The following is a 24,682-nucleotide window of genomic DNA, read 5'->3' as shown; positions in this document are numbered from 1 at the left end:
CAGCCGCCCACAGGTGGCGGCTGTTTAAACTCACTTATGCGGTCTGGAATACCGCGACCATCGTACGCAACTGACCTGCGCGCGAAGCCAGCTCTTCTGCAGAAGAGGCAGACTCTTCGACCAGCACGGCGTTCTGCTGCGTCACCTGATCCATCTGGTTCACCGCAATATTAACCTGCGAAATACCGCTGCTCTGCTCTTCAGATGAAGCAGAGATATCGCGCATCAGCTGAGAGGTCTGTTCAATCGCGCTGACGCTCTGCTTCACTTTGTCGCCTGCGTTCTGGGCCATCGCGATCCCTTCATGCGCATGCGTCACCGACTGCTCGATCAGGCTCTTGATCTCTTTCGCTGCACTGGCTGAACGTTGTGCCAGCGCACGCACTTCCGACGCAACAACGGCAAAGCCTTTGCCCTGCTCACCTGCGCGTGCCGCTTCTACGGCCGCATTCAGTGCCAGGATATTGGTCTGGAAAGCGATGCTGTCAATGACGGAGGTGATCTCTTCAATCTGTCCCGAACTGCCACGGATTTTGTGCATCGTCTGCATCACGGAATCCATCGCTGCGCCGCTTAACAGTGCGGCCTGAGTCGCTGATTCTGCGCGATCAGAGGCAAAGCGGGTGTTATCCGCATTCTGCTGAATGATTGATGCCAGTTGTTCCATACTGGCCGCTGTTTCAGCGAGTGAAGCGGCCTGCTGTTCGGTGCGTGACGAAAGGTCGCCATTGCCACGTGCAATCTCTTCAGAGGAGTTGGCGATGGTGGCTGCATTGCCTTTGATATCCGAAACAAGCTGGGCAAGACGCTGCTGCATCCGCATTAATGCATTCAATAGTTCAGCCATTTCATTGCTGCCGGAAACAGTCAGCGCTGCCGTCAGATCGCCAGCCGCGACGCGACTGGCAACTTCGACCGCTTCTTTTACCGGACGGGTGACAGAACGGGTGATCATGACAGCCAGCAGAATGGCCAGCAACGCGACGGTGAGCAGACCTGCCAGCAGCAGGTATTGCGCCTGACGACGTTCCTGAATCTGCGTTTGCATCATTCCTTCCAGACGATGGCTGGTTTGTTCCCCCAGCTCACCGTAACGGTTGATCGCCTGAGTAAAGACACGTACATAGTCAACCGGCGTCACGCTGGCATGACCGCTGACAAAAACACTATCAGCCAAATTCAGCGCACTCAGTGCCTGCTGGTTAGCATCCTGTGCGAGGTTTCCAAAAGTGGTTTTAAGATCCGGCTCAATGGCAAATACTTTATCTATGTTACTGCTGAACTGTCTCAGCGCCGTTCTGCCATAATCAAGCTGGAATGCCATACGGCTGCGATCTGCATCCGATACATTTCCCCCAGCAATCAGCGAAGTGCCGTTAGCACGAATCTGCCCCAGCGTTTCAGTTAGCTGCGGCAGACGACTAAAGATACTGACGATTAGCTGATAGGTGTTCAGATCGGCGTCCAGAGATAGCTTATAGAAATCAAGTACATCCTGATTAGTATCGAGCAGCGTCTGGATCAGCTGAGCGTGTCTCGTCAGGCTGGTATCCAGCGTAAGTCTGCCTGCATTGATATCGTTCTGCAGCTGGCTCCACTCCTGATTAACACGCTCCAGCCGCTTAAGAGGCAGCGCCAGCTCATCATCTTTGCGTAAATCGTCAGCGATTGTTTGAGATAAGCTATTAACTTCACTAACCAACGCCATGCGTGGCGCGTTATCAGGCTTGTTCAGTGAGATAGCGATCGCGCTTTGCGCACGGTGCCGCTGCAAGAGATTCAGTAGCTTGAGTACCTCTCTTTCAACCGGTATACCGGTCAGTTCCACATTCTTTGTGTCAATTAGCTGATTGCCTGTCTGAATAAACAAAAATGTAGGTAAAATAAACAGCACCAGCGCAAAAGATCCCAGTAACAGGAATTTCGCTGGCAGATTAATCCGGTCGAGTAATTTTTTCATTCTTTTCCGCTCTGGTGTATGAGGCGTGCAGGTGAGCCCTGGACAAAATAAGTTTTGTAATTTTATTTTTACTTCTTCTTTTACATAGCCAGACGTGCTTCATGCAGCACGGTGTTGGTATGAAGAGATGATTTTTGTATGAAATTCAGAAACGCATATAACAACAGAAAGGAGTATAGATTGCGTTCCGTTATTTTTCAGCGAATAAAATGACGATATTTACTGCAAGATCAACCTAACTCAAACTTAAAAATAACCATATATATCATAAAGATAAAAAACAAACCCTTCAGCAGGCACCTTAAGCCGTTAGCGTGTCTTCAGCATTATTGTTTTGAAAATAAAGAAATTAAAGTCGACTCAGAAATCGCCGATAACAAATATCTGCGCCCTATCTGATTAATTATCGTTACGCTATTAGCCGATAATAAAACCCACGAAAAAAAATAAACCTAATTATATAACTCTAAAGAGTTACTTCTGTTTTAGTAATGAAATCGATTTCATTTTATTTAAAAGACGTTGTTGTATTGATTAATACTAAAAAAAAGCCCCCACAGTGTGGAGGCCATTATGCTATTGGTAAACTGTTAAAAACTTTCCCAGTTCGCCTTGGTCATGTCGATGGCCTGGCGCTCGGGCTGCTTTGCCTGCAATACCGGACGACGCAGAGCTGCGGCCTGCTGCGGCTTTGCAACACGGAGATTGCTCTCCAGCGTAAAGGTCGCCACCAACCCTGCCAGCGTCTCTGCCTGCTCCTGCAGCGACTTAGAAGCAGATGAGGCCTCCTCCACCAGCGAGGCGTTCTGCTGCGTCACTTCATCCATCTGGCCAATCGCCTGATGAACCTGCTCAATGCCTTTGCTCTGCTCAGAGGTTGCTGCGGCAATCTCGTTGACCAGATCGGCTACCTGCTGAATCGCCAGACGAACATTTTCACTGTTTGCACCAACACCGCTAGCCTGTTCTAAACCGTGCTCAACCTGTGAAACTGATGTGGAAATCAGCTCTTTGATTTCACGGGCAGCAGAAGAGGAGCGCTGCGCCAGATTACGCACTTCTGAGGCGACCACGGCGAAGCCGCGACCATGCTCACCGGCACGCGCGGCTTCAACGGCCGCATTCAGTGCCAGAATATTGGTCTGGAACGCAATGCCTTCAATCAGCCCGGTGATTTCAGAGATTTTGGCAGAGCTGCCGCGGATCTCATCCATCGTGCTGAGCATCTGCTTCACCGCCGCCCCATTCTGGATTGACATGTTATTGGCATTATTCACCAGGCTGCTGGCCTGATGCGCACCTTCTGAGTTCTGACGCACCGTTTCACTCAGTGTTGCCATACTGGCAGACGTCTGCTCCAGTGAAGCAGCCTGTTCTTCCGTGCGCGCAGAGAGATCCTCATTGCCTGCGGCGATCTGCGTTGAACCGGTACTGACCGATTGTGCGGCATGACTGACCGACAGAAGCGTGCCAGAAACGCGGGCCAGCAACTGGTTAAATGCTATTGCCGTTTTACCGATCTCATCTTTACTGCGGACTTCGGCGGTGTGGGTCAGGTCAAGCGTATGACTGACCTGCGTCATGGTATTCACCATGCCAGAGAGGCTCTTTTTGATGCCCAGAATCACCTTCGTGGAGAAAGCAGCCAGTATCAGAATAAGCAGCAAGGACCCGCCAGACATCATCCACAGCGTCCTGTTATAAATACGCTTATTCTCAGTTCTGAGCTGTTCGCCAATATCGATGTTCAGCTGAATCTGACGGGTGAAATCCGCTTCCATCTTACGGGCTGCAGCGCCAATACCGTTCTCGCTCTGTAATAACGGCAGTGTGACCGCATCATTGTGGGCGCGTGAGGCGGCAATAAACGCCGGCAATGCATTACGGACCGCCTCCAGGTTTTTATCGGCCTGCTCCGTCATTCCTTTGTCTTCATCGTTTGAGATGTCGTTCGCCATATAAAAATCATTAAGCGACTTAATCTGCGTCAGCAGATTCTCAATACGCTGTTCCGCCTCGGGGAATTTCGTCGCATCACTGGTACTGTGATGGCGATAAAGCGCAATACCTAGCTGATTGGTCACGCTGATTGATTTATTGAGATCACGAATACTGGGTATCGCGTTCATCTGTACATATTCAAAACGCGACTGGAAGCCCGAAATCACTGACAAAGAGATAATCACCAACGCAATCAGTGACATTGCGAGCAGTGAAAAAATCAATACCAGACGTTGTGTAATAGTCATACTTGTCCCCGGACAAAAAATTAATTTGAATATGTTTTAAAACTGGATCGTTCTTATCGGCGCTTAACAACAGGGCTTTAATTAATGGCAGGGAATATATTTTTTTATTTTTCCTTGCGAATGAACCAAAGTGTGCCATGCAGAAAAATAATCTGGATTTTACTCCCTTTCATTTTGACACACCTTTTTACACCTCTTCATACTGTTGAAACCGCCGTTATCATCCGGAGTCTGTTTTCTACTGCCCGGTGGTCATAAATTACCCACCAGCGCCCATGATTGGGAACCTGATGATTAGCCTGCTAATTCAACAAATTATCTGACGAAAAATGTTATTTTGTGGGAGTTTTAAAGACGCAAAATTCTGCAGAAGACGCAAAATGACTGGGTGGATAAAGCGGAATAGCCGAAGAGCACAAAAGCCTGAAGTTTGCCTGACATCAGCGCCTCTGATAAGTCAATGATGCGCAGCCGGGGGTCGCGATACCTCACTATGAGGTTTTAACCATTCGTGGCAGGACCAGAATAAATCAGCGAAATCACTGGCAGAATGCTGATTCTGGTCTATGCTCACTGGCCCGACCAGAGTTTAGTCGCCTGGATAGCAATAACGCTTAAAATAAAAAAGGTAGTTGTCATGGATTTAGCCACATTTGAAACCAGAACGGGTCTTTGGCCACACATGCAGTTCACCGATGTAGAATATGATGTTTGCAGCGCTGGCATAGAGATTTACGCCATTGATGTCAGTCGTCAGACCAAGAGTAAACTGTTTATTTGTCGCGTCACCAGCGAACAGCAGGCAGCGGCGCTGACAGCTCAGTTCAAAGAGTGGTTACCAAAGTTAAAGCTTAAAAAACGCAAGGTTGCTCTGAACCTGGCGCGTATGGCCTGCGACAAGAGTTATCCCGCCAATCCTAAATTTCAGGATCGTTCTGACATGCGACGGAACACCACCAGGCTCTGATGCCCGCTTCAGCCTCTGCATATCATCGCAGGCAGGCTGAAAGTGGTTTCCCGCTCTGCGGCACGTTTTAATCGCGCGCCGCAGGAACCTGAAACAGCCGCCATTCACCCTCCTCAGTCGAGATATCACTGAAAGTGGTAATATGCATCTCAATCCATGTATTTGCCGCGCGAAGCGTGTGAGGTGAATTGCGCTTTTCTATTTCAGGTGCATAACGCTGAACCCAACGGTAAATCGTGGAGTGATCAACGTTGATACCGCTTTCGGCTGGCATCTCCTGCAGTTCACGATAGCGGATGCCGTATTTACGGTACCAGCGTAACGCCCACAGGATAATGTCATGCTGAAAATGCCGGCCTTTGAATGGGTGCATGTGCTGCTTCGTCAGCAGAAGGTGACGATGAGTTTATCACCTCCTGCTTTTTGCAACGGTGCCCTTTTGAGAAGGACGGAGATGTTGAGAGTGCACTGCAACATCCAGAAAGTAATTTGTCCGCCACCTTCCGAACTGACACGTTCTGGACGTATGAACGCCTCCAATATATCAGTTTTTACGGTGCAACGTCGGCGCATCCGATTAATTTAGGATGGCAAAAACAATTCATTTTTGGCGGCCCTCAGAGACACTCCATGTAATGAATTATTTTATTTCATAGAGTAATGATACGGTCCACTGGTATTCACCTGCTTCAGGTGGGCAGGTTACTTCTGCTGTCAGGATATGCGACCCATTTGAACCAGTTGATATTGATGAGGGCCTTTTCAGGAGATCATTATTGTTCTCGTCCAAAATTTGTAATGCTCCACCTGCAAATGTGGGGCCAGTTAAAAGTGTTGCCGATAATGTAGCTGACACGAGGTTTTTTGCTGCATTATCGTCTGGTGTCCCTGTCCAACTTGTCTGTACTGAAAAATTCCCTCGCATTTTCTCATTAGAACCTACAAAACAGACTCCCAGATCCACGGGTGTAGTTGGCACGGTAATTATTGGCTTAGGTAATAAGTAAAAATCACCCCCCAATATAGTGGAGTCGGAGATATATTCCCTGTTTTCGCCAGACCACACGCCACATATGAGGATACCAAAACCGCTCTGTGATATGCCCCTCAATGCCAGGCTGGCAAAAGTCACCCCCGAATTTGTATACGAACGTGCCCCATCGCTCGTTGCTGTACCCCCAAAGAAACTGACTATTTCATGGGCTGGTGTTCCAACAGCACCGGCCTGCGAGCAAACCAGGAACCCAGTCCCTGGTTTAGTAATTCTTACAGGATATTGAAATAAGCTATCACCTGTGGTTAACCTAATCTCATTGTAAAAAGCATTATAGGTCGTTTGAGGAAGATTATCGATTGCTCCCGCCGGGTTGGAAAAAAACCAGGCGCATATCATCAATGTTATTGCTCGAAAATATATTGACATCATCACGCCGACCCCAAAATTACAAATTAAATTAAATTTATATCTAATCACACTGAATTATAACGTTCATAGCACCGCTGTATACTTCTGGCTGTGCTGACAGAGGAATATCACCAAGCCTGATTGAATATAAGCCGGTGGTCAAAATCCCGCGCCATTCGGCATCAGCAGCATTCCAGGCCGAGTCTGTTACCGAATAAGCCAGTGTATTCACGTTTCCTCCCTTTAAAAGACCCCCATGTTCATCGTGATAAACCGGCTTAAATGTAAGATAACCCTCCCCTGCGGCATTGTTGATAAAAATAACATCATTTACCTTGTCACCAGGTTTAAGGTCGGGCATTTCAATATATGGCGAGACATCAACTGAACAGTTTTTAGCTGGAGTGATTTGTTCCGAACGAACGCCCTGGCCGTAAGTTCTGGTGCCGAAGCTATTAATGAGTTGCCACTCCAAATAAACATTATTTGGAATATCCACATCAGCATCTGATGAAGTTACAGTTATATTAAACGAAAAGGCTAATTGTTTATCAGAACGACTTACGGAAAAACCCGTATCCCAAAGTGCACCATTGGGGTCGCAGGGTTGTCTAAAATCGCCTGTATGAGTACTACCAATGGACGTCCATTTGGCAACGTAATTCGCTGGAGCGACGCATATGAGTTTAAGTTGTAGATCTAAGCCGTTGGATGATGACCAGTGTGGCATATACGCGCGATAAACAGCCGGAGTATTAGCTGATATTGTTATTGCATTAGCATCCCCCACAAAGAGAAATGCTATATACAAGCAACGGATGTTGGATTTGGTTTTCATCTAATATAATTACTGTGCTCCGAATTTAACTTACAATGGTGCAATGGTCACCGTCATTGACGCAGCGTGATCACCCGCCGTCGGGGCCTTACTGCTCCGGGCCGGCACGACCTTAATATCCTGGCTTGCAGAAGCCGTGCTACCTTCCAAATTTGCGCCCGTGGACGTCAATGCTATTTTTTTGGCTGAAGGATCATACAAACAAAAACCCATCCCCCCGCCGTCCGCCGTCATACATCCATCACTGCTCGCTGTCGGGGTGAATGTCAGCACATACTTATCGGTTCCTGAGCAGGAGGTAGCGATAGTGAACGTTTTGTCATATCCGGTCAGCTCGCCGCCTGCGCTCAGCCCGTCAAACGCCGTAATAGGGATATCGCCCAGGTCTACCGAAGGCGGTGCCGAAAGTGAGCACACCGCTTTCACCGTTGCCGTAATCCGTATCGTTGCCGAGTTATCCGCCGCACTGACTGTTGACGATAATCCTGCTAATGCCAGGGAGCAGAACATAGCGCCGCTAACCAGCATCCGATTCGTTCTTCTAAGTAAATGACTCATTATTTTACCCTCCATGTTGATTGGTTTATTGAATATGGCCGCGCCTGTGCTGGCTATCGGCAAACTTCATCTGTTTGTATTAGGGACATCTTCAGGGCAGCCTCCGGTATCCGGTACTTCACCGTGCATCGCTGATCTGCGTCAGCCCCCCACTGGGCTTTCAGAGCCCCTTCGGCTTCCAGCCCGGACAGGAATACCTGTCCGTCATCCCCAACGATGCCGCTGTTATTTCCCGCACTGACTATGGTGCCAAAGGGCAAGGGGTTTCCGTTGCGCGTCAGCGTGAATAACGCGCGCAGCCCGCTGCGGGTTTTAAAATCAGCTCTCACCACGGCGCCTCGGGTCGGTACTACCCGACTCACCCCGCTGTCTATCTCTGTGCGGTCATCAAGCTTACTGGTATCCAGAACCACTCTGTTCTCACGGTAGCTGGTGGCAAAAGGCCGAATGGTGTAGCCCCGCCAGTCAGTTTTTACGCCGGTGCCGTTCTCCAGCGGCACGCCCGCCGCCCCCGGCGCGGCTATCAGCACGCTGGTGTCGCCTAAAGGCTGGCCAAGCGTCAGGCCATTGCGGTGAAGAATGGCACCGCCTGACACGCCATAACTGGTTTGCCTGTAATGACTGCTGTGGCTGTAGCCCAGATTGCCGTTGCCATAGGTGCCCTGGTAGCCCAGGCTGGCATTACCGCTGTCTCCGTTGGTGCGGGAATACCCCTGATTTACGCTCCAGTTCAGGTTGCGCTCCTCCAGCAAGGTTCCGCTCAGCCCTCCCTGTTGTGTCAGGTTGCCGTTGTTGTCCCGGTTTCCACTCATCGTGGCAAACACTTTTGGTGAGCCGGAGGGTAACCACCGGTCCAGCGGCAACGACAATGACATGAAGACGGTCTGGTCGGTGCGGGCCAGGCCGGCAGTTCGATTCTGGCTGAAAGACAGGCTGTAATTCACCGGCCCCAGCGAACTGCTAAATCCCGCCTGCAGCGACTCGCTTGTGCCACTTCGGTTCCAATAGGTTTGCCGGCTGCCGGTCAGATAAAGGGAGCCCATATCCATAATGCGCTGGGATATATTGGCCTGAAGACGCTGGCGTTTGTTGTCATACAGGTTGTAATAATCCGTTACCGGCCGCGGAATTGGGTTGCCCTCTGAGTCCACGGTATCTGAGTTGTAAAGCCAGCCGCTCATGCCTTTTAATGCCGTTTCATCCAGCGAGTAAAAGCCCTGTGTGGAGTAGCGGTAGCCGGTGAGCTGAAAGGTGGTCCCCAGTTCGTTGAGGGAGCGTCCATACAGAAAACGAACAGACTGCCCCTCATGTTTGCTGTCGTCAGTCAATACGCTGTTGGCATGGGTTATGTCGGCCGATACTGCCCCCCATACCCCCATATTAATCCCCGCTCCCAGCACGCCGGCCCGGTAGTTATCCGCATACTGCACACCGCCGTAGGTCGTCACCCCGTGCGGTAACCCCCACGTCAGGGTAGATTCCACAAAGGCGGGTGTTTCGTAGCGGTCACTGCTGCTGCGCAGTTTCCCGGCGGTTAAGGCGTATTTCATACGCCCTTCGCGCAGCAGCAGCGGAACGGAAGAATAGGGCACGGTGAACGCACGAGTACTGCCGTCTGCCTCCGCCACAGTCACCTCCATGTCGCCGCTGGTGTACATCGGGAAAAGGTCATCAATTACAAAATCACCCGGCACTACGTTCGTCTGGTACACCACGTAGCCGTTCTGCCGTACGCTCACCCGGGCATTTGACATGGCGGTGCCGCGAATGACCGGGGCGTAACCGCGCTGGCTGTCCGGATACATGCGGTCATCGGTCATCAGGCGGACGCCGCGAAACCCCAGCGAATCAAATACGTCACCCCCGGTAGTCGCATCTCCCAGGGTCAGGCGGCTGCGCAGCGGAATAACCGCTCTTTCAACATACGTACTGTTATGCTGCCATTTGCGGTAGCTGTACCGGGCACTGTCATATTTTGTCCACGTGCGGCTATCCCGCAGCCGCCAGGGACCTGCGTTCAGGCCGCTGTTCAGCTGCAGATAGTGGTTGCTGCTGTTGCTGTACTGCCCGCGGTTGTCACTGCCGCTGAAATTGTAGTTGAGCAACCCGGCCGTAATACCCTCATCCCACTGCTCTGGCGATATCCAGCCGCGGGGGTGGCTCAGTAGAAAAGCCTGAGGAATGCTGACGTCAAGGCGCATTTTTTGAAAATCGAAGCGAGTGCTGGCTTGTGGAATGAGCTGCGCCGGGGACAGACAACCCCCATCCGCAGAAATGACAGCCGCCGTCAGTGCGTCGGGCCGAACGCCCCATTCAGCGAGGTCTTCGTGTGTCAGGCAGGCCATCAGTCCGGTGGTATCAAGTACCCCCTTCAGGTCTGATCTATTTTGGGGTTCAATGAACGACAACTGTCGGGTGGAAATAAGGCTGTCGTTTAACCATATTTCCACCTGATACATGCCAGGTAACTGGCCGCCTTTCTCGAAATGTGAAAGGTCTGCAATACCTTGCGGATCGCCCGTCATCAGTGACGGCGGAAACCAAAGCTCAGCCCCTGCCGTTTGACCACTCAACGCCACAGCGCCCAGACCAAACAATGCAAGGCCCAAACGCTTATGCCCCCCCCTACGGCAATGTAACCCATCGCTCATCCCTGACATGTCTCCCCCTTTTTTTTACCGCTATTGCAGCACGCCTTTTTGCGCTTTTGTGACGCCGCCAAAGTCACTGATGGTGCTGAAAGTAATATCACCCGCGCTGCCCAATGGCAGAGGAACGGAGTCATTACTCATCGGGGCTACCATAGTGTCCTGCAGCTTCTGGCTGCCGATTTTTATGTCGGTGAGCGTCAGGTAATAAGGCGTTGGGTTAGTAATATTGAGCTTTGCACCTGACTTGCTAAAGCGCAGCGACGCTGGGGCCACGTCCGGCGAAGGCTTCAGGCCTGCGGGACGAACAAACAGCTTGATGCGCGTAACCGTGGCAAGGATTAATGCATTTTTTCCTTCAAGTGCCTGCTTATCCACGGAGGGAATAGCTTTGGTGTTAAAAAAGTAGAGGCTCTCCCGGTCACGCGGCAGGTCGCCGCCGGTGAACATCAGGCGCAGCATGTTTTCATTGCCCGGTCCGCTGGTGAACAGTGGTGGTGTCACCACAAAGTCCTTCGTTTTATTGCCCGCGCCATCTTCCGCCCAGGACTGAATCAAAAAAGTGGACTTGCCCGACGTATTGCGAACGGATACGTTCGTTTGCTTTGCCTCAAGCGGATAGATAATGCGGGTACTGTTCAGCGTAATGCCGCCGCCGTTACTTTGGGCCTGCGCGCAGAAAGGCATAATAGAAAGCAGGGATAGCAATAAACCCCCGGCTCGTTTTCGGAAAATAGATTTCATAAATTGGGTCTTATTGAATGCGGCTGTTGATGTTCCAACAGCCGCTTGATTAATTACAGATAAGTAATAGTGAAATCCGCTGAAGCGTTGGCCTGACCGGGAGTAACCCTGGCGGCTTTGGCGATATACTGTGCCTGGAAGGTCAGGTTGTTGCTGCCCTCAATCAATGACGTGGCCTCAGATGCCCCGGAACCATCCACCGCCAGGGCGACGTTGTTCTTCAGGATCTGAATGCCCACGCCCGTGGCCGCACCGCTGCCACCATCCGTGCTTAAGGTGGTATTATCACCCGCAGCCGTCACGCCCCTAAACGTTACAGAGGCCTTAGAGTAGGTATCAACCGCGCAGCTGCTGAGACTGATATTGAAGTTTTTGGGTGAGGTAGTGTCTCCTGCTTTGCTAAAGTCCGCTGAACGATACTGGCCGAGTTCAACGGGCTGACCTTCAGTGCTGGCATTCACAACGCAAGGGGCATCAGTGATAGAGCCCGTGAATTGAACCGTGCCGCCGGCTACAGTGACCGGCGTTACCGGAACAGTGTCCTCAGCAAATGCGTTGTGCGACAGCGTCAATGACAGAGGGAGTAATGCGGCGATCAATACTTTTTTTTTCTTCATGAAATTAACTCTCCATTAATGGCTTAGAGGTTGAGCCGTAAGTAAATTAAATAAAAACAAGTTACACCGTGGAACGCGAATAAATATCACCTGGGCAATCCAATTAGACTAATCAATTTAAACGATCAATTTAACAATCATGATAGGCATAGACTAACAAGAGCTTATTATCGATCGTCACTTTCAATCGATATTGCAATATTAAATCCGGAAAAAATCATATTTAACAGAGCATTAAGTTTTTTTGTTATGTTGTTTTTTTGTATTTTAAATTATTTCCCATAACAAAATTGGCCCATATATTTCACATTGCAGAAAATGCAAATTTAATTTGGTTTAGGGTTCGTTTCAGATATAAAGACAAATATTTACAATACAGTGGATTAATTAGCTCACTAACCATTTTAATGGAATTCCCAAATTAGAACATTCGCCGTTGATTGCTCAGAATTCGTTTTGAAAATTAAATTAAGATTGTCTGTAAATTAAAGTAATTATTATAAACCTGCATTGTGCTTACCCATTATTCATAGGTATGTTGTCGAAGGTTGCCAGCGATAGTGGTAGACGGAAGTTAAGTAACAAGCATGCTTACGTTAAGTCTATTAATATTTTCTTTCGGCCTGCCAAAAAATCATCTCCCGCAGCTATAAATACAAACCGCGTCATTTATATATCGGGTTTAGTTTAATCAAGGAGGTATTAATGCATAAGTTACGTTTACTACAGGCGGGTATTTTTGTCTTTTTTTCCCCATCGGTTTTTGCCTATGCAACGCCAGAATGTGTAAGAGCCGATAGCAATAAGATTGAAAGTCTGTTTGACAGATGGAATGAGTCACTCAAATCTGGCGATGCGAAAAAGGTAGCCAGCAATTATCTCAGTGATTCAGTTCTTTTACCTACGCTATCAAATAAAATACGCCTGACCGATGCTGAAAGAGTTGACTATTTTGAGCATTTTTTACAAAAAAAACCTGTTGGTGAAATTATAAGCCGGACTGTCCGGACAGGATGTAACAAAGCCGTTGACTCTGGGGTTTATGCGTTCAGGTTCTCCGACAATAGTATTGTGAACGCCCGTTATACTTTCACTTATTTCTGGGATGGACAAAATTGGAAGATATCTTCACACCATTCTTCTGCAATGCCAGAGTCGTGAACCCGACCTTTCGTAAATTATAGTTGGGAGCCGTGTTGAAATGAAAAAAATTGCGTGTTAGTTACTTAGCTTTTTAAATTTTGGGATGACTTCCATTTCTGCCTAAACTGTTACTGCGAAGGCATCAACCATTGATAGTGCGGAGGATAAAATTGCTCAGCAAGCAAATCTGTTAGATAAGTCTTACAAGATACCTGGAGCGCATTCGGGAAACTACGTCCACATGATTGCGAAGCTGGTCTCGCAATAATTAACAAGAAATCTAAGCCGCATCGTCTGCAAGACTTTGCGGTTTTATGGCTTTGTTGAATAACATTGATGTTGATAAAATTTTTTTCAGAGAGAATGCATGCACTGTCTCTTCGGTAGAAGATATAAATCACTTGCTGAGCAATGCATTGCCCTTCTCATACAATTATGGAACGGAGTCTCCTTTTGGGGGCGCAACAAAATCTTTATCATCACCCGCTATTGAACCGAGAACACCATTGTATTTTCCTTGTTTATCCAGTATCCGGGCCACGGGATCCCCAGCTTGTATGAATTACCAGAATGGTTTGGTTGTAACTGATATCTTTTAATACCCTTGAAGCCGTTGGGAATGTTGTGTCAATCGGCAAGAAAGACACCAATTCCAGTTTCGCATTACGCGTGCGTGCGGCACCGATTTTTGAAAGCATTCCAGAAACTTTAGACTCATTGACTTTTGTAAATCCCAGTTTTAACAAGGCCTCCATTATTTCCGTTTGTGAACGAAGTCGCTCCGGCACTATTGCAAAAATCAGGAGGTGATAAACCCATCGCCACCTTCTGATTTATGCAACAGTGCCTGATTTACCTCGCAACAGCTTTCAGCCCTACAAAATACTGTATACATAAACAGTATAAGTATTCCCTGAAGGGTCAAGTCTGTGCGGTAAAGCTAACTCAGATTGCAATGCGACGTCTGAATTCAGGCCATTTTTAGCATAAGCATCTGGCTGAAAAGGACTTTAAGCCTAATCTTAGAAATCGTTTTCATGCCGAATTAACCTATTGATTAAAATAGAGATCTTGTATCGTTAGCTTTTTAATTATTTGATATCCAAATAAAAAAAGGGTTAACCGTAGCGGCACAAAGCCCGGTTTTGCCTTATCTTTAAATGGCTCTGTAATGAAATCCACTTCTTTTACAGAGTGAATTGACTCCTACCCTTGCCCCCTTTTACAGGGGGCACTTTTTCAGATAACGCAGATGTCGACATCAACCTGTCACTGCTCATCGGCAACGTTAACGCGCCATCTGAAAAAACGGGTGGATTTGTAACCTTATAATTCATTTGCCGGGCTTAAATCACCAGAAGCTCAGAACAGCTGATTGAATATCAAGGCAATTTTCTGCGATATCAGAAAAACTGATTTTTATCCGCCTGAAACCCTGCCATAACGACATGGTAAGGAGAGTAAAAAACGCGTAATAATCAGGCACTACCGGATTGACCGGCGCCTCACCAGGGATGCCGTAACGTTATAATAAAGCGCTATTTATGCTGTTCGCCCCCGCTTTTGTGGGGGCTTTTATTCTCTCCTGATTCTCCGCCCGAGTCCTGTCGCAAAGCGATCCGCTATGCAGATCGTCAAAATTTGAAGTATTCCCTGAACCTATGGTCAGACTGATGCCTTAAGCAGAAGGATATAACGGCCGCAGTTGTGCTCTTAACCATTAAAATTTCTGTGTTATGGTTAATCTGTCACTTTCTGCCATATGAGTCTGCTTATGCTCTCCACCCTTATTTACCGTAGCCAGCTTTCGGATACTGTTTCGCCAGAGAGATTAAAGGCGTTGGTGGAGCATTCAAGTATTAAAAATGCCGCGGCGAAAGTGACCGGGATCCTGCTTTATGACGGGCAGCACTTTTTTCAGGTTCTGGAGGGTACCGTTGACAACGTTAACGCGGTATTTGAGCGTATCTGCCGGGATGATCGGCACTATAACCTGATTGAGCTGATGCGGGATTACGCGCCCGCCCGTCGCTTCGGCCATGCCGGAATGGCGCTGTTTGATTTGCGTGAATATGAGAAGCACACCGTAGTGGATGCGCTGCTGAAGCGGGTTACCCTGAATGATGAGCGCATCAAACATGACCGGGTCGTGAAGTTCCTGCGTTCGTTTGTCGAGGGACGGGATAAAGAGACGTTTATCGGGATCGATCCCGCCAGCAGCTGGGCGCTGACCTCACCTGTTACCACGAATATTCAGTCCTCCTGGCAACCAGCAGCGGATCAGCGCTGTCAATTTGCGCTCCAGCCTATCGTGGATACCGCAAATCGGCAGATTGTTTCCTGCGAAGCGCTGATACGCGGTCTGCACGGCGCCTCGCCCGCAGACTACTTTTCTCAGTTGCAGGAAAGCGAGCGCTACCAGGCCGATCTGCACTCTAAAACCTACGCTTTTCAGCTTGCCAGACATTTGGGATTGCGGGAGCAGACGCTCTCCGTCAACCTGCTGCCCATGTCGCTGGTGGTCATCGACGATGCGGTCGATCTTCTTATCCAGCAAATCAGACAACAGGGATTACAGCCCGAGCAGGTCGTGGTTGAGGTAACCGAAGATGAGATCATTTCGCGCTTCGACAAATTCCAGTTTGCGGTTCAGCAGCTAAAAGCCGCCGGAATCAGCCTGGCACTTGACGATTTTGGCGCTGGTTTCGCGGGTCTGTCGCTGTTAGCTGATTTCCAGCCAGACAAAGTTAAAATTGACCGAAAGCTGATCACCGATATTCACCGCAGCGGCCCGCGTCAGGCGATTGTTCTTGCCATCCTTAAATGCTGTCAGGCGCTGGAGATTACTGTCATCGCGGAAGGGGTTGAAAAAATTGAAGAGTGGCTCTGGCTGGAAGGTGCGGGAGTCCGCTATTACCAAGGCTTTCTGTTCGCCCGCCCTGCCCTGAACGCACAGCCTGCCGTGAGCTGGCCGGCACGCCGCATGAAATAAATACAACTGAATTAAGCCCGCTTTTCCTCTCCTTTTGCCTGGAGTTTGACCCTGCTCACACCGCTTAGCTGCAAAAAGCAAAAGCTGTGCCATGCTTGATCTATCTGACAGCCAACAGGCAAAACAGATACTCATCAGGTCCCTGGATAACAACCGGAATTGGGAGAATCACCATGAACGAAGATCGCATTAGCGGTAACTGGAAGCAGTTCAAAGGTAAGGTTAAGGAAAAATGGGGTGATCTTACGGATGATGATATGACAATGGTAGAAGGTAAGCGCGATCAGCTGGTCGGTAAAATTCAGGAACGCTACGGTTACGAGAAAGACCGTGCCGAAAAAGAAGTGAAAGAGTGGGAAGATTCCAACAAGTACCACTGGTAACACCTTCTTCACTGCCGGGCGTTTCTGCGCCCGGTAACTGCCCTGCCGTTTCTCTCCCTTTGTTACCCTCTGTCATGCTGAAATCTCACTCTGGCGAATTGAGTGATAAAAAAGGCGGAAACAGCCTGTGCCATTTCCGCCCTGTTCACATTACTGATGTTCAAGAGTACGCGGCCCGCCGATCGCAATCGGAATACGTCGCGGTTTCTCGCTCTCTGGTATTTCCTGGATCATATCGATGTTAAGTAAACCCTCGGACAGCGTCGCCCCGGTAACCTTCATGTGCTCCGGAATAGAAAAGCTCAGCTGGAAATTGTGTCGGGAAATGCCACGATGGATCCAGCTGCTGTTCTCTTCCCGTTCCTCGCCAGACGTCTCCTGGGCGGCTGTTTCTCTGTGTCCCGCGACAGAAAGCTGTCCGCCACGTAACTCAATCTCCAGCTCATCCTCTTTCCAGCCGGGTACGCTGACGGTCAGCGTATAGCGGTTGTCCCCGACGCGCTGCAGATCGTAAGCAGGCGCGCTGGTTACCGGGTTGTCGCCAGTCAGCTGACTGAACAATTTATCAATGCGGTTAAAGCGGTCTGAAAACACAGAATCAGCCAGTGAAGGGAAAACGGAAAATTGTTTTACTGACATAGTGATAATCTCCTGAACAGGTTCATCCAAAAGTTCATCTGACCGGTATCCGATTACCGATCATCTTCATAAATAGGGATCAGATCTCATCTTTCAAGTCGGGAAATAAAATTTTTTTAGCGTTATCTGACAGCCGCTTACCCGTTAAATTAATCTCATGGCATTAACGCAGCCGCTATTTTTTGCTCTGGGGTGCAAGAATGAAATGAGGATGACGGCCAGCCAGTAATAACAGCAACTCATATTCACCCTGACTTAGCAATGTAGGATTACCTGCGGCTTCTTTGGTTTGCCAGACTCTCAGGCTTAGGTCAAAACGCTCAGCAGCGCTCTGCTGTGACAGCCCGGCGGCAAGGCGAAGTTCACGCACGTTACTCTGGACAATCACAGGCGACTGGGGGGGACGATTAACCAAACAAAGACTCCTTCAACATGATGAAAATGCAAAAGCACAGCGCTTCGCGATCAATAAAAGCGAAGCGACCAGAAAGTAATAAGGATGACAAGACCACAGAATAATTGACTATTTTGCATAATTGTCAAATTTCAGACTGAACATTTATGCCTGCTTTTTTATAAGCGAAGCGGTATATTTCGTCCTGACGGCGACTTTTCTATTTCCTTAGAGTGCCTTATTCGCCGCGCCAGGAATTATCCTGATATTTGCCTTAAGGATGATTCAGGGATTAATCCGCTACCTCACTGCTCCTTTCTTCATCAGGATAGATGTTTAGTCTGAAGTTGTTCTTCAGGCTGCATCATTGAAACCAGAGGAGGATAATAAATGAAAAATCCTATCCAGCGTCGTTCGCCAGACGATCTGTCGCAGGTGGAAATTCGTGAACAGTGGCAAATTACCTACTGGACCCAGGAACTGAGGACGACCCAGGAAAGGCTGACGCGCGCCATCCGCGAGCGAGGCCCGACAACTGAACAGGTCCGGGACTGGCTTGAGCAAAACCCGCCGCCACGTCGCCCGACTCAGGCATCAAACGGCATTAAAGGTTAACCTCATTGCTGGCTGAAGCGCTGGATAACCGCCAGCGTCGCGGTGGATGGGCCTGCATCAGTCAAAAGTATGCTGACAGGTCATATCTGCCGTTCTGCGCCACTTCCCTGCTTTTGCTTTGCATTTTAATAGTTTACCTGCCGCCTGAGTTTGCAGTAACAATCTTATCTCATAGAGCCGCCTCTTTTCCCAATAAAACTGACTTAGAAATAATATTAACTATCCTGAATGTTTATTCACCTCCTGACGGAGAGTCATCATTAACCGCCTTCTGAAAAATCTGCTCATGCCTATATAAAATGAATAAATGTAAATAAACCTCACCTCTTCGATTAAATTTTCGAATCGTAAATACGCCTTTAATGCGTTAAAGAAAATATTAAGAGACACCCGCCGCATAGTCACTTATCATCAGCATGAAAATAAAAATCACACTATATTTCCTGCCGCCCGAATCACATTTCGCTCCGGACAGTTTTCTTTTTTCGCTCCGTAATCAAACGGTGCGGGGGTTCTACACACATGCTTAACAATCTCAACGGCGACAACGAACGCCGAAGCCGCGCTTTACAGGCGCTGCGTGACCCGGATGAAAGCCGCGATGAAGTTCTGCGAAAGTTTGTCCGCTTAGCCAGTCAGGCGCTGGGTATTCCCGGCAGCTTTATCTCAGTGCTGGATGATGAGTTTCAGACCGTACGCGCGTCACACAATTTTGATCTGCAACGCTCAACCCGCGCAGATTCACTTTGTCGCCACGTAGTTGACAGTGACAGCGCGGTAATCGTCCCTGATACGTATCATGATGCGCGTTTTGTCACGCATCCTTTGATCACCGGCTCTCCCTTTATTCGATTTTATGCCGGTGTGCCACTTAAAACCCGCGACGGTATTATTCTGGGCACGCTCTGTGTGACCGACACCCAGCCACAGGCATTTGCCAGTGATCAGGTGACGACACTCACGCTGCTCTCCACGCTGGTGATGTCCTTCCTGGAAGCCTGGCATGCGGCAGGATTCACCGATCCGGTGACCGGGCTGCCTAACCGTCAGCGCCTGATACGGGATTTACAGTATCTGGCCGTGGCCGGCGATACCACGCCACGCCGTCTCGTTCTGATTGACTGCATCGATATGTCACGTGCTTACGAGCTGGCACGCACTATGGGAATGACGCCGGTCGAGAGTCTGCTGAAAGATATGGCCACGCTGCTGCCGCTGCGCCTGCGTCCGGCGGTTGGGGAGATGATCTATACGGTGGCCACGGGCCGGTTTGCCATCCTGACCCGGGCGGATAGCCGACTCAGTGCAGCCTGGGTAGCCGGTCGTCTGGAAGGGATTAGTGCAGACATGGACGATGGTCTTTCGGTCGCACTGACGCCCCATACCGGTGAAGCTGGCTTTGTTGCGGGCAGCATGCCAGCGTCTGAAATATTACGTCGTGCAGTCAGTGCACTGAATGATGCGGTCGGGCGCGGGCTGCCCTCTCAGCGTTTTGACGCCGAGGCAGAAACCCAGCGTTCTGAAGATTTCATGCTGATGACCGATCTGAAAAAGGCGTTACAGGAAAACAGTGGGCTCTATATGGTGTATCAGCCAAAAATTTGTCTGCACAGTGGTAAGCCGGTGGGTCTGGAAGCGCTTATCCGCTGGCAACATCCCAGCCGGGGCGAGCTCTCTCCTGGCGCGTTTATCCCCCTCGCTGAACAGACCGATCTGCTCTCTGTGCTGACCGCCTGGATTATCGATCAGGCCGTGGAACGCCTCAGCCGTCTGCGTAATAACTGCATCCAGTTGCCACTAACGATAAACGTCAGCGTACGCGATTTTGCGCGTGAAGGCTTTGCTTCTGCACTGGAAAGTAAGATGGCCAGGTCTAAGCTGCCTACCTCTTTGCTGGGAATCGAATGCCTGGAAACAGAACGTATCCTTGAAAGCCCGACCGCCCTGCGCGGACTGGAAATGCTCAGAGAGAGAGGATTCACCATTTCACTCGATGATTTTGGCACTGGCTACAGCAATATCAGTTATCTGCGTCGTATGCCGCTGGATGTGATTAAGCTGGATCGTACCCTGATCAGTGAGCTTTCCTCAGATACTGCTTCACGCATCATTGCCCGCAGCATTATCGCTATGCTCAAAGAGCTGGACTATACCGTCGTGGCAGAAGGCGTCGAGAGTCCGGATGCCGTGACCTCTCTGACAGAGTATGGCTGCGATCAGGCTCAGGGCTATTTCTATTCTAAGCCGCTTAGAGAGGAAGCACTGGATCACTGGCTTCACTGGAAACTGCGTGGCGAGTGTCATTAAAGCGGCGTGAACGCGATCTGATATCAGATCGCGCTCTCATCTCTTAGATCAAGACAGGCACTCTCATTTTATTAGTTCAAAATATTTGACTTATTTCAGCAAAACTTAGCTATTTCAGTTCGGCATGATCGCGCCTATGATTCATTCCATCGAGGCAGCACGCCTCTCTCTGAATAAAAAAGCTGAGAAATTGACTATGAAATCCATCAAAACTTTCGTTGCTCTTACTGCACTAATGGTTTCTTTCGGTAGTTTTGCCGGGAGCATCACAGCTACCGCTTCGACACTGGATGCTGCTGAAGCGAAAGTTGCGGCGCAAGCCAAAGATGCTGGCGCATCCTATAAAATCATCGGTGCACGTGTTGATAATCGTGCTTATATCTCTGCTGAGCTGATTAAATAACGTTTATCGTTTTACTGTGATGAGGCTGCCATAACGGCGGCCTTTTTTATTGTGCAGCAGGCATAATTTCATCAGCCGGGATTATTTTCTAGCCTGCAAACTGTTTCGCAGATTAGCCGCTTCGCTTACTGCCACCTGCGCTGGTGCAGTCTGTGCGGCAGTGAATAAGGAGAGATGAAACATTTTTTAAACAATGTTAGCGTGTTCACAACAATCATATAAAGCGGAGCTGCACATGCTGACCACCATAATATATCGCAGCCATATTTCAGATGACTTTTCCATCAAAACCGTGCCCGGAATGGTCGACAATGCCAGCAAAATTAATGCAGCTAACGACGTGACAGGGATCCTGTTATTTAACGGTACCCATTTCTTTCAGCTGCTTGAAGGACCAGAAGCGGGCATTCAGGCGGTCTATCAGCGAATCTGTGCGGATCGGCGACACCATAATGTGGTGGAATTGATGCGCGACTACGCCCCCTACCGCCGCTTTGGTAATGCGGGTATGGAACTCTTCGACCTGCGTGAACACGATCGCTCATCGCTGCTTCAGGCGGTGCTGGATAAAGGAACGTCGAAATACCGCCTGACCTATGATGATCGGGCACTGCAATTCCTGCGCACGTTTGTGGAGTCCCGCGAGAAAGAGAATTACTACGAAGTTCTTCCGCCGGGTTACTGGGAGTTTATTTCTGAACACAATGATGTGCCGAACTCCCGCCCTGAAACGGAAGGCGTCAGCTTCCGCCCGGTTGTGGATCCCCTCGCGCGTCAGGTTACTGCGATTGAAGCGACCACTCTGCGGCCCGCGCCAGCCGACGAATCCCTGGGCGATCAGCTTTATGTTAACGATCTGGAAACCGTGAAAAAGACGTTTGCCCATGCTGGCCTGGTCTGCCCGGATGGTATGACCCTCTACGTTAGCCTGCTGCCGATGGTGCTGGTGGTAGTGCCCGATGCCGTCGATCAGATTGTGTCTGCCATTCTGCAGGCGGGGCTGGTTCCCGAACAGGTCGTTATTGGCGTAAGTGAAACAGCGGTAATCTCGCAGCTGGACGCTTTCTCGGAAGCGGTACGCATGCTGAAAGCGGCCGGAATCAGCCTGTCGATTGACAATTTCGGTGACGGTTCAGCAGGATTGTCATTGCTGACGTATATTCAGCCCGACCGCATTCGCATCGATGCCGGTATCACACGCGATGTGCATCGCAGCGGGCCAAAGCAGGCGGTGGTGCAGGCGATTATCAAATGCTGTTCAGCGCTGGAAATCACTGTCATTGCGGCAGGGATCGTACAGGCCGAAGAGTGGATGTGGCTGGAGGCCGCCGGTGTGATCAATTTCCAGGGCACGCTCTTTGCCGCAGCAGGTCGCTACGAAGCACAATCGGTCGCCTGGCCGGAATACCGGGAGGCAATGTAACGAACGGTAATTAAGCGGCATGCCGATGAGCTGCCGCTTTCGGGCTTGCCTGTTCAGCGATACAGAGCGGCAGCCGAACCATCCCACAATATATGCCCTCCCCCGCCATGTTCATCTCAACCTGTTCTGCTCATCAAACGCCGGTAACGCTGCGTGGCAGCTATTTTCTTCTGGCTCCGGACAACTCTGCCAGTATTTTCTGGTAACCACTATAGCGAGTAAATTTACCTGGTTAACTACTGTGAAGAGCCGTTACGCGGTCACCGTTCATCCCTGAATTATCAAAATGGAATAGCTATCCACTGTAGCGAGTGAAATGGGCTTTACATGCTGCCTATAACCACTATAGCGAGTAGCCGAAGCAGGTAACAAAGAGCGGCACTCTTCATAAACCTGATTCATAGGGTAATTGGGCTGCTTACTCTTACACCAACCACTATAGCGAGTAAGCTTAGCGTGAAAGCAGGCTCACCCTAAAATTGCCGCCTTTTATGCGGGAGCTGCGGGGTTAAGAGGTTCTGTGACGCGCTTTTCCAGGGTTGAATCAGTATCTCTGCCAGTAGCGGCGTCGCTGATAATCAACCACTGTAGCCAGTATTTATTTACTTGTGGTCTAAAATGATAATCTTAGAGGATTTGCCGTTTTTTCGGCCTTAATATGATAGTGAGTACTTACATTACAAAGACCGACGCAGGCACCATCACAGGATAAAAACGATAACAACCACTATAGCGAGCAGATTTCTCTTTTCTGTTCCCATTTGATAACCACTGTAGCGAGAACATTTCCTTTTTTGGTATGACGATTTGACTGTTTACTGACCGCATTAGTCATAAAACGGTCAGAAAACCACTGTAGCGAGTGAGATGCCCGACGGGATACCACGAAACGGACACCTTAAGAGTAATAAACATGACGGACAACCACTATAGCGAGTAAACCTGGCACGGTGCTTTTCCCTCACAGGACACGCCCACCCTCTCCTGCCCCAGCCTGACCAGCCCTGAATCAGTTAAAAGAAAACAGGATAACCACTGTAGCGAGTAAATACAGAGGCTGGTTCTGGCTATGTTACTTGAGCAATCATCGTTGATGCGGGTGAGTAACCACTATAGCGAGTAAAAAATATGTCCAGAAGCTTTCAGGGGTGTTTGTAGAAAAGTTAGTTAATGCGGCTATGCGAAGATTACAGGGGGGGATTAAAACGTTACAGATTCTCAGATAACCACTGTAGCGAGCAGCGTTACTCGCTACAGTGGTTGTTGAATATTCTCAATCAGACAGGCAGTTTCATTCACCAGAAAGCCTTAACTTACAGAGTTTTATTGCTTCTTTTGCTTCCTGATTTTATTGAGTAACTCTTTCTCCTCACGCGAAACCATCACCAGCTCAGTACTCTCCTCTTCGATCACCAGCTCAGGCGGGCTGACGTCAATCACGCCAGGATCGATATCAAGATCGTCAAAATCATCCATTTCATCATCGATCAGGCCTGACTGACTAAGCGGCAGTTCAGCCGGCCGCAGCTTAGGATGGCGATAATGAACCCAGAAGTAGACAGATGAGCCGCGTCGGGTTTCGGTGTAGTCGAGATATCCGATCTCTTTCAACTGCTCCATAGCTTTTCTGACAGTCGCGTTTTGAGTAATCACACGCGAGGTCAGGTTAAGCCTGGCGCGCAAGCGCGCCATAGATATCGGCGCAGGCTTCGGTGGAAGGCTCTCAATGAAGGTGTAGAGCGCCTGAGCGGACTCCTTACGAGCCAGCTCATTGATGGCTTTAAGTTGCAGCAGAACCTTTCTGTCGAACTGATACAGTTCAAAGATCTTGGGATCGGCCTGCAGCGTTACCGTGTCTTTCTTGACGCTGTATTTAGCAGACTGCACCAGATGCGTGGTGTAGTTCTCACCGCCTTTGCTGGTAAACGTCAGGGTATTAGATGCAATACGGGTCAAAGACGCGTCCAGACGGCTCCTGAGCTTCGAGGAGAGCCTTGCGGAGGGAATGCCACAGAGCTTTGCAAATTCGACGAATGAGAGCGTTACAGTGTCTCCCAGACACTCATGCGTCGCAAATGCACGAATAATCCCAACCCAGGTTTTAAAATCATTATCCATATCCAGGCGGGCACCCAGAATCTTAATGTTGTCATAGCCTTCCGATCTGACCAGGGATAACTGCTTGAGATCCTGTGTCACATCCATGGAATTCATCTGGTTCTTCTGACTGCGCGCCGTGGATTTCAGCGTCGGAACAAATAAGCCAAGCCGCATCAGCGCGACCGGCTGCACCGTGTTGTTACTGTTGGGGGTAAGAGTAACAACTTCACCTGTACGCTTGTCTGTTTCGCTAAATGCATCTGCTATGTTCAGGATATCTGGTTCTTTTCTTGGCAT

At 49.4% G+C, this 24,682-nt stretch carries 19 protein-coding genes and 2 pseudogenes; 8 read left to right on the top strand and 13 right to left on the bottom strand.

The window, feature by feature from the left end; translation table 11 throughout:
• Positions 1-34: 34 nt before the first annotated feature.
• Together ACR8BF_RS20800 and ACR8BF_RS20795 are read right to left on the bottom strand one after the other, a co-directional pair.
• Positions 35-1,960 carry a methyl-accepting chemotaxis protein gene (locus ACR8BF_RS20800; protein WP_313537250.1) on the bottom strand — a complete coding sequence of 642 codons (1,926 nt, stop codon included), beginning with the start codon at positions 1,958-1,960 and terminating at the stop codon, positions 35-37.
• 590 nt (positions 1,961-2,550) lie between these two features.
• On the bottom strand, positions 2,551-4,209 hold the full coding sequence (locus tag ACR8BF_RS20795; protein ID WP_434746264.1) for a methyl-accepting chemotaxis protein: 1,659 nt from the start codon (positions 4,207-4,209) through the stop codon (positions 2,551-2,553).
• A 637-nt stretch (positions 4,210-4,846) separates the two neighbouring features.
• Here ACR8BF_RS20795 and ACR8BF_RS20790 point away from each other — a divergent pair.
• Positions 4,847-5,176: a hypothetical protein gene (locus ACR8BF_RS20790; RefSeq protein ID WP_434746263.1), complete on the top strand. Its 330-nt coding sequence runs from the start codon at positions 4,847-4,849 to the stop codon at positions 5,174-5,176.
• A 190-nt stretch (positions 5,177-5,366) separates the two neighbouring features.
• Here the strand turns inward: ACR8BF_RS20790 and ACR8BF_RS20785 are convergent.
• The 7 genes and pseudogenes from ACR8BF_RS20785 to ACR8BF_RS20755 form a co-directional block, all read right to left on the bottom strand.
• Positions 5,367-5,549: pseudogene (locus tag ACR8BF_RS20785) on the bottom strand (IS6 family transposase); the annotation flags it as partial.
• A 267-nt stretch (positions 5,550-5,816) separates the two neighbouring features.
• Positions 5,817-6,602: a hypothetical protein gene (locus tag ACR8BF_RS20780; RefSeq protein WP_434746262.1), complete on the bottom strand. Its 786-nt coding sequence runs from the start codon at positions 6,600-6,602 to the stop codon at positions 5,817-5,819.
• Positions 6,603-6,642: 40 nt separating this feature from the next.
• On the bottom strand, positions 6,643-7,419 hold the full coding sequence (locus ACR8BF_RS20775) for a hypothetical protein (RefSeq protein WP_434746261.1): 777 nt from the start codon (positions 7,417-7,419) through the stop codon (positions 6,643-6,645).
• Positions 7,420-7,449: 30 nt separating this feature from the next.
• Positions 7,450-7,977 (bottom strand): fimbrial protein, encoded by a 528-nt coding sequence (locus tag ACR8BF_RS20770; protein WP_434746260.1) that lies wholly within the window; start codon positions 7,975-7,977, stop codon positions 7,450-7,452.
• Positions 7,978-8,030: 53 nt separating this feature from the next.
• Positions 8,031-10,637, bottom strand: a complete 2,607-nt coding sequence (locus ACR8BF_RS20765; RefSeq protein WP_434746259.1) for a fimbrial biogenesis usher protein — start codon at positions 10,635-10,637, stop codon at positions 8,031-8,033.
• Between the two features lie 21 nt (positions 10,638-10,658).
• Complete coding sequence (locus ACR8BF_RS20760; protein WP_313537232.1) at positions 10,659-11,333, bottom strand: fimbria/pilus periplasmic chaperone; 675 nt, start codon at positions 11,331-11,333, stop codon at positions 10,659-10,661.
• A gap of 89 nt (positions 11,334-11,422) precedes the next feature.
• The gene (locus ACR8BF_RS20755; RefSeq protein ID WP_313537231.1) at positions 11,423-11,986 is read right to left on the bottom strand and encodes a fimbrial protein; all 564 of its coding nucleotides are present in this window, start codon (positions 11,984-11,986) and stop codon (positions 11,423-11,425) included.
• Positions 11,987-12,691: 705 nt separating this feature from the next.
• Between ACR8BF_RS20755 and ACR8BF_RS20750 the strand changes: the two genes are divergently transcribed.
• The gene (locus tag ACR8BF_RS20750) at positions 12,692-13,147 is read left to right on the top strand and encodes a nuclear transport factor 2 family protein (RefSeq protein ID WP_314985687.1); all 456 of its coding nucleotides are present in this window, start codon (positions 12,692-12,694) and stop codon (positions 13,145-13,147) included.
• Between the two features lie 415 nt (positions 13,148-13,562).
• Here the strand turns inward: ACR8BF_RS20750 and ACR8BF_RS20745 are convergent.
• A pseudogene (locus ACR8BF_RS20745) lies at positions 13,563-13,962 on the bottom strand (transcriptional regulator ArgR).
• 941 nt (positions 13,963-14,903) lie between these two features.
• Here ACR8BF_RS20745 and ACR8BF_RS20740 point away from each other — a divergent pair.
• Both ACR8BF_RS20740 and ACR8BF_RS20735 read left to right on the top strand, forming a co-directional pair.
• Positions 14,904-16,121 (top strand): diguanylate phosphodiesterase, encoded by a 1,218-nt coding sequence (locus tag ACR8BF_RS20740; protein ID WP_434746258.1) that lies wholly within the window; start codon positions 14,904-14,906, stop codon positions 16,119-16,121.
• Between the two features lie 173 nt (positions 16,122-16,294).
• Positions 16,295-16,504, top strand: coding sequence for a CsbD family protein (locus tag ACR8BF_RS20735; RefSeq protein ID WP_179899141.1), 210 nt, complete (start codon positions 16,295-16,297; stop codon positions 16,502-16,504).
• A gap of 150 nt (positions 16,505-16,654) precedes the next feature.
• On the opposite strand, the gene ACR8BF_RS20730 is transcribed toward ACR8BF_RS20735, so the two are convergent.
• Positions 16,655-17,143, bottom strand: coding sequence for an Hsp20 family protein (locus ACR8BF_RS20730; RefSeq protein ID WP_434746257.1), 489 nt, complete (start codon positions 17,141-17,143; stop codon positions 16,655-16,657).
• 175 nt (positions 17,144-17,318) lie between these two features.
• Positions 17,319-17,558, bottom strand: coding sequence for a transcriptional regulator (locus tag ACR8BF_RS20725; RefSeq protein WP_434746256.1), 240 nt, complete (start codon positions 17,556-17,558; stop codon positions 17,319-17,321).
• Between the two features lie 369 nt (positions 17,559-17,927).
• Between ACR8BF_RS20725 and ACR8BF_RS20720 the strand changes: the two genes are divergently transcribed.
• The 4 genes from ACR8BF_RS20720 (at position 17,928) to ACR8BF_RS20705 (ending at position 22,285) form a co-directional block, all read left to right on the top strand.
• The gene (locus ACR8BF_RS20720; protein ID WP_179899138.1) at positions 17,928-18,152 is read left to right on the top strand and encodes a DUF3606 domain-containing protein; all 225 of its coding nucleotides are present in this window, start codon (positions 17,928-17,930) and stop codon (positions 18,150-18,152) included.
• A gap of 522 nt (positions 18,153-18,674) precedes the next feature.
• The gene (locus ACR8BF_RS20715) at positions 18,675-20,459 is read left to right on the top strand and encodes a putative bifunctional diguanylate cyclase/phosphodiesterase (protein ID WP_179899137.1); all 1,785 of its coding nucleotides are present in this window, start codon (positions 18,675-18,677) and stop codon (positions 20,457-20,459) included.
• Between the two features lie 196 nt (positions 20,460-20,655).
• Positions 20,656-20,862: a YdgH/BhsA/McbA-like domain containing protein gene (locus tag ACR8BF_RS20710; RefSeq protein ID WP_179899182.1), complete on the top strand. Its 207-nt coding sequence runs from the start codon at positions 20,656-20,658 to the stop codon at positions 20,860-20,862.
• Between the two features lie 235 nt (positions 20,863-21,097).
• Positions 21,098-22,285, top strand: coding sequence for a diguanylate phosphodiesterase (locus ACR8BF_RS20705; protein WP_434746255.1), 1,188 nt, complete (start codon positions 21,098-21,100; stop codon positions 22,283-22,285).
• 1,323 nt (positions 22,286-23,608) lie between these two features.
• Here the strand turns inward: ACR8BF_RS20705 and ACR8BF_RS20700 are convergent.
• A complete protein-coding gene (locus ACR8BF_RS20700; RefSeq protein ID WP_179899135.1) occupies positions 23,609-24,682 on the bottom strand; it encodes a RepB family plasmid replication initiator protein in 1,074 nt (357 codons plus the stop codon).

Origin of the sequence: Candidatus Pantoea rara (assembly GCF_051136265.1) — a bacterium.
GTDB lineage: Bacteria > Pseudomonadota > Gammaproteobacteria > Enterobacterales > Enterobacteriaceae > Pantoea > Pantoea rara.
This window is presented reverse-complemented; position numbering and strand designations above follow the sequence as displayed.

Coding starts and splice junctions, on each gene's coding strand:
- ACR8BF_RS20800 (WP_313537250.1), bottom strand. CDS start 1,960: ATGAAAAAATTACTCGACCGGATTAATCTGCCAGCGAAATTCCTGTTA.
- ACR8BF_RS20795 (WP_434746264.1), bottom strand. CDS start 4,209: ATGACTATTACACAACGTCTGGTATTGATTTTTTCACTGCTCGCAATG.
- ACR8BF_RS20790 (WP_434746263.1), top strand. CDS start 4,847: ATGGATTTAGCCACATTTGAAACCAGAACGGGTCTTTGGCCACACATG.
- ACR8BF_RS20780 (WP_434746262.1), bottom strand. CDS start 6,602: ATGATGTCAATATATTTTCGAGCAATAACATTGATGATATGCGCCTGG.
- ACR8BF_RS20775 (WP_434746261.1), bottom strand. CDS start 7,419: ATGAAAACCAAATCCAACATCCGTTGCTTGTATATAGCATTTCTCTTT.
- ACR8BF_RS20770 (WP_434746260.1), bottom strand. CDS start 7,977: ATGAGTCATTTACTTAGAAGAACGAATCGGATGCTGGTTAGCGGCGCT.
- ACR8BF_RS20765 (WP_434746259.1), bottom strand. CDS start 10,637: ATGTCAGGGATGAGCGATGGGTTACATTGCCGTAGGGGGGGGCATAAG.
- ACR8BF_RS20755 (WP_313537231.1), bottom strand. CDS start 11,986: ATGAAGAAAAAAAAAGTATTGATCGCCGCATTACTCCCTCTGTCATTG.
- ACR8BF_RS20750 (WP_314985687.1), top strand. CDS start 12,692: ATGCATAAGTTACGTTTACTACAGGCGGGTATTTTTGTCTTTTTTTCC.
- ACR8BF_RS20740 (WP_434746258.1), top strand. CDS start 14,904: ATGCTCTCCACCCTTATTTACCGTAGCCAGCTTTCGGATACTGTTTCG.
- ACR8BF_RS20735 (WP_179899141.1), top strand. CDS start 16,295: ATGAACGAAGATCGCATTAGCGGTAACTGGAAGCAGTTCAAAGGTAAG.
- ACR8BF_RS20730 (WP_434746257.1), bottom strand. CDS start 17,143: ATGTCAGTAAAACAATTTTCCGTTTTCCCTTCACTGGCTGATTCTGTG.
- ACR8BF_RS20720 (WP_179899138.1), top strand. CDS start 17,928: ATGAAAAATCCTATCCAGCGTCGTTCGCCAGACGATCTGTCGCAGGTG.
- ACR8BF_RS20715 (WP_179899137.1), top strand. CDS start 18,675: ATGCTTAACAATCTCAACGGCGACAACGAACGCCGAAGCCGCGCTTTA.
- ACR8BF_RS20710 (WP_179899182.1), top strand. CDS start 20,656: ATGAAATCCATCAAAACTTTCGTTGCTCTTACTGCACTAATGGTTTCT.
- ACR8BF_RS20705 (WP_434746255.1), top strand. CDS start 21,098: ATGCTGACCACCATAATATATCGCAGCCATATTTCAGATGACTTTTCC.
- ACR8BF_RS20700 (WP_179899135.1), bottom strand. CDS start 24,682: ATGCCAAGAAAAGAACCAGATATCCTGAACATAGCAGATGCATTTAGC.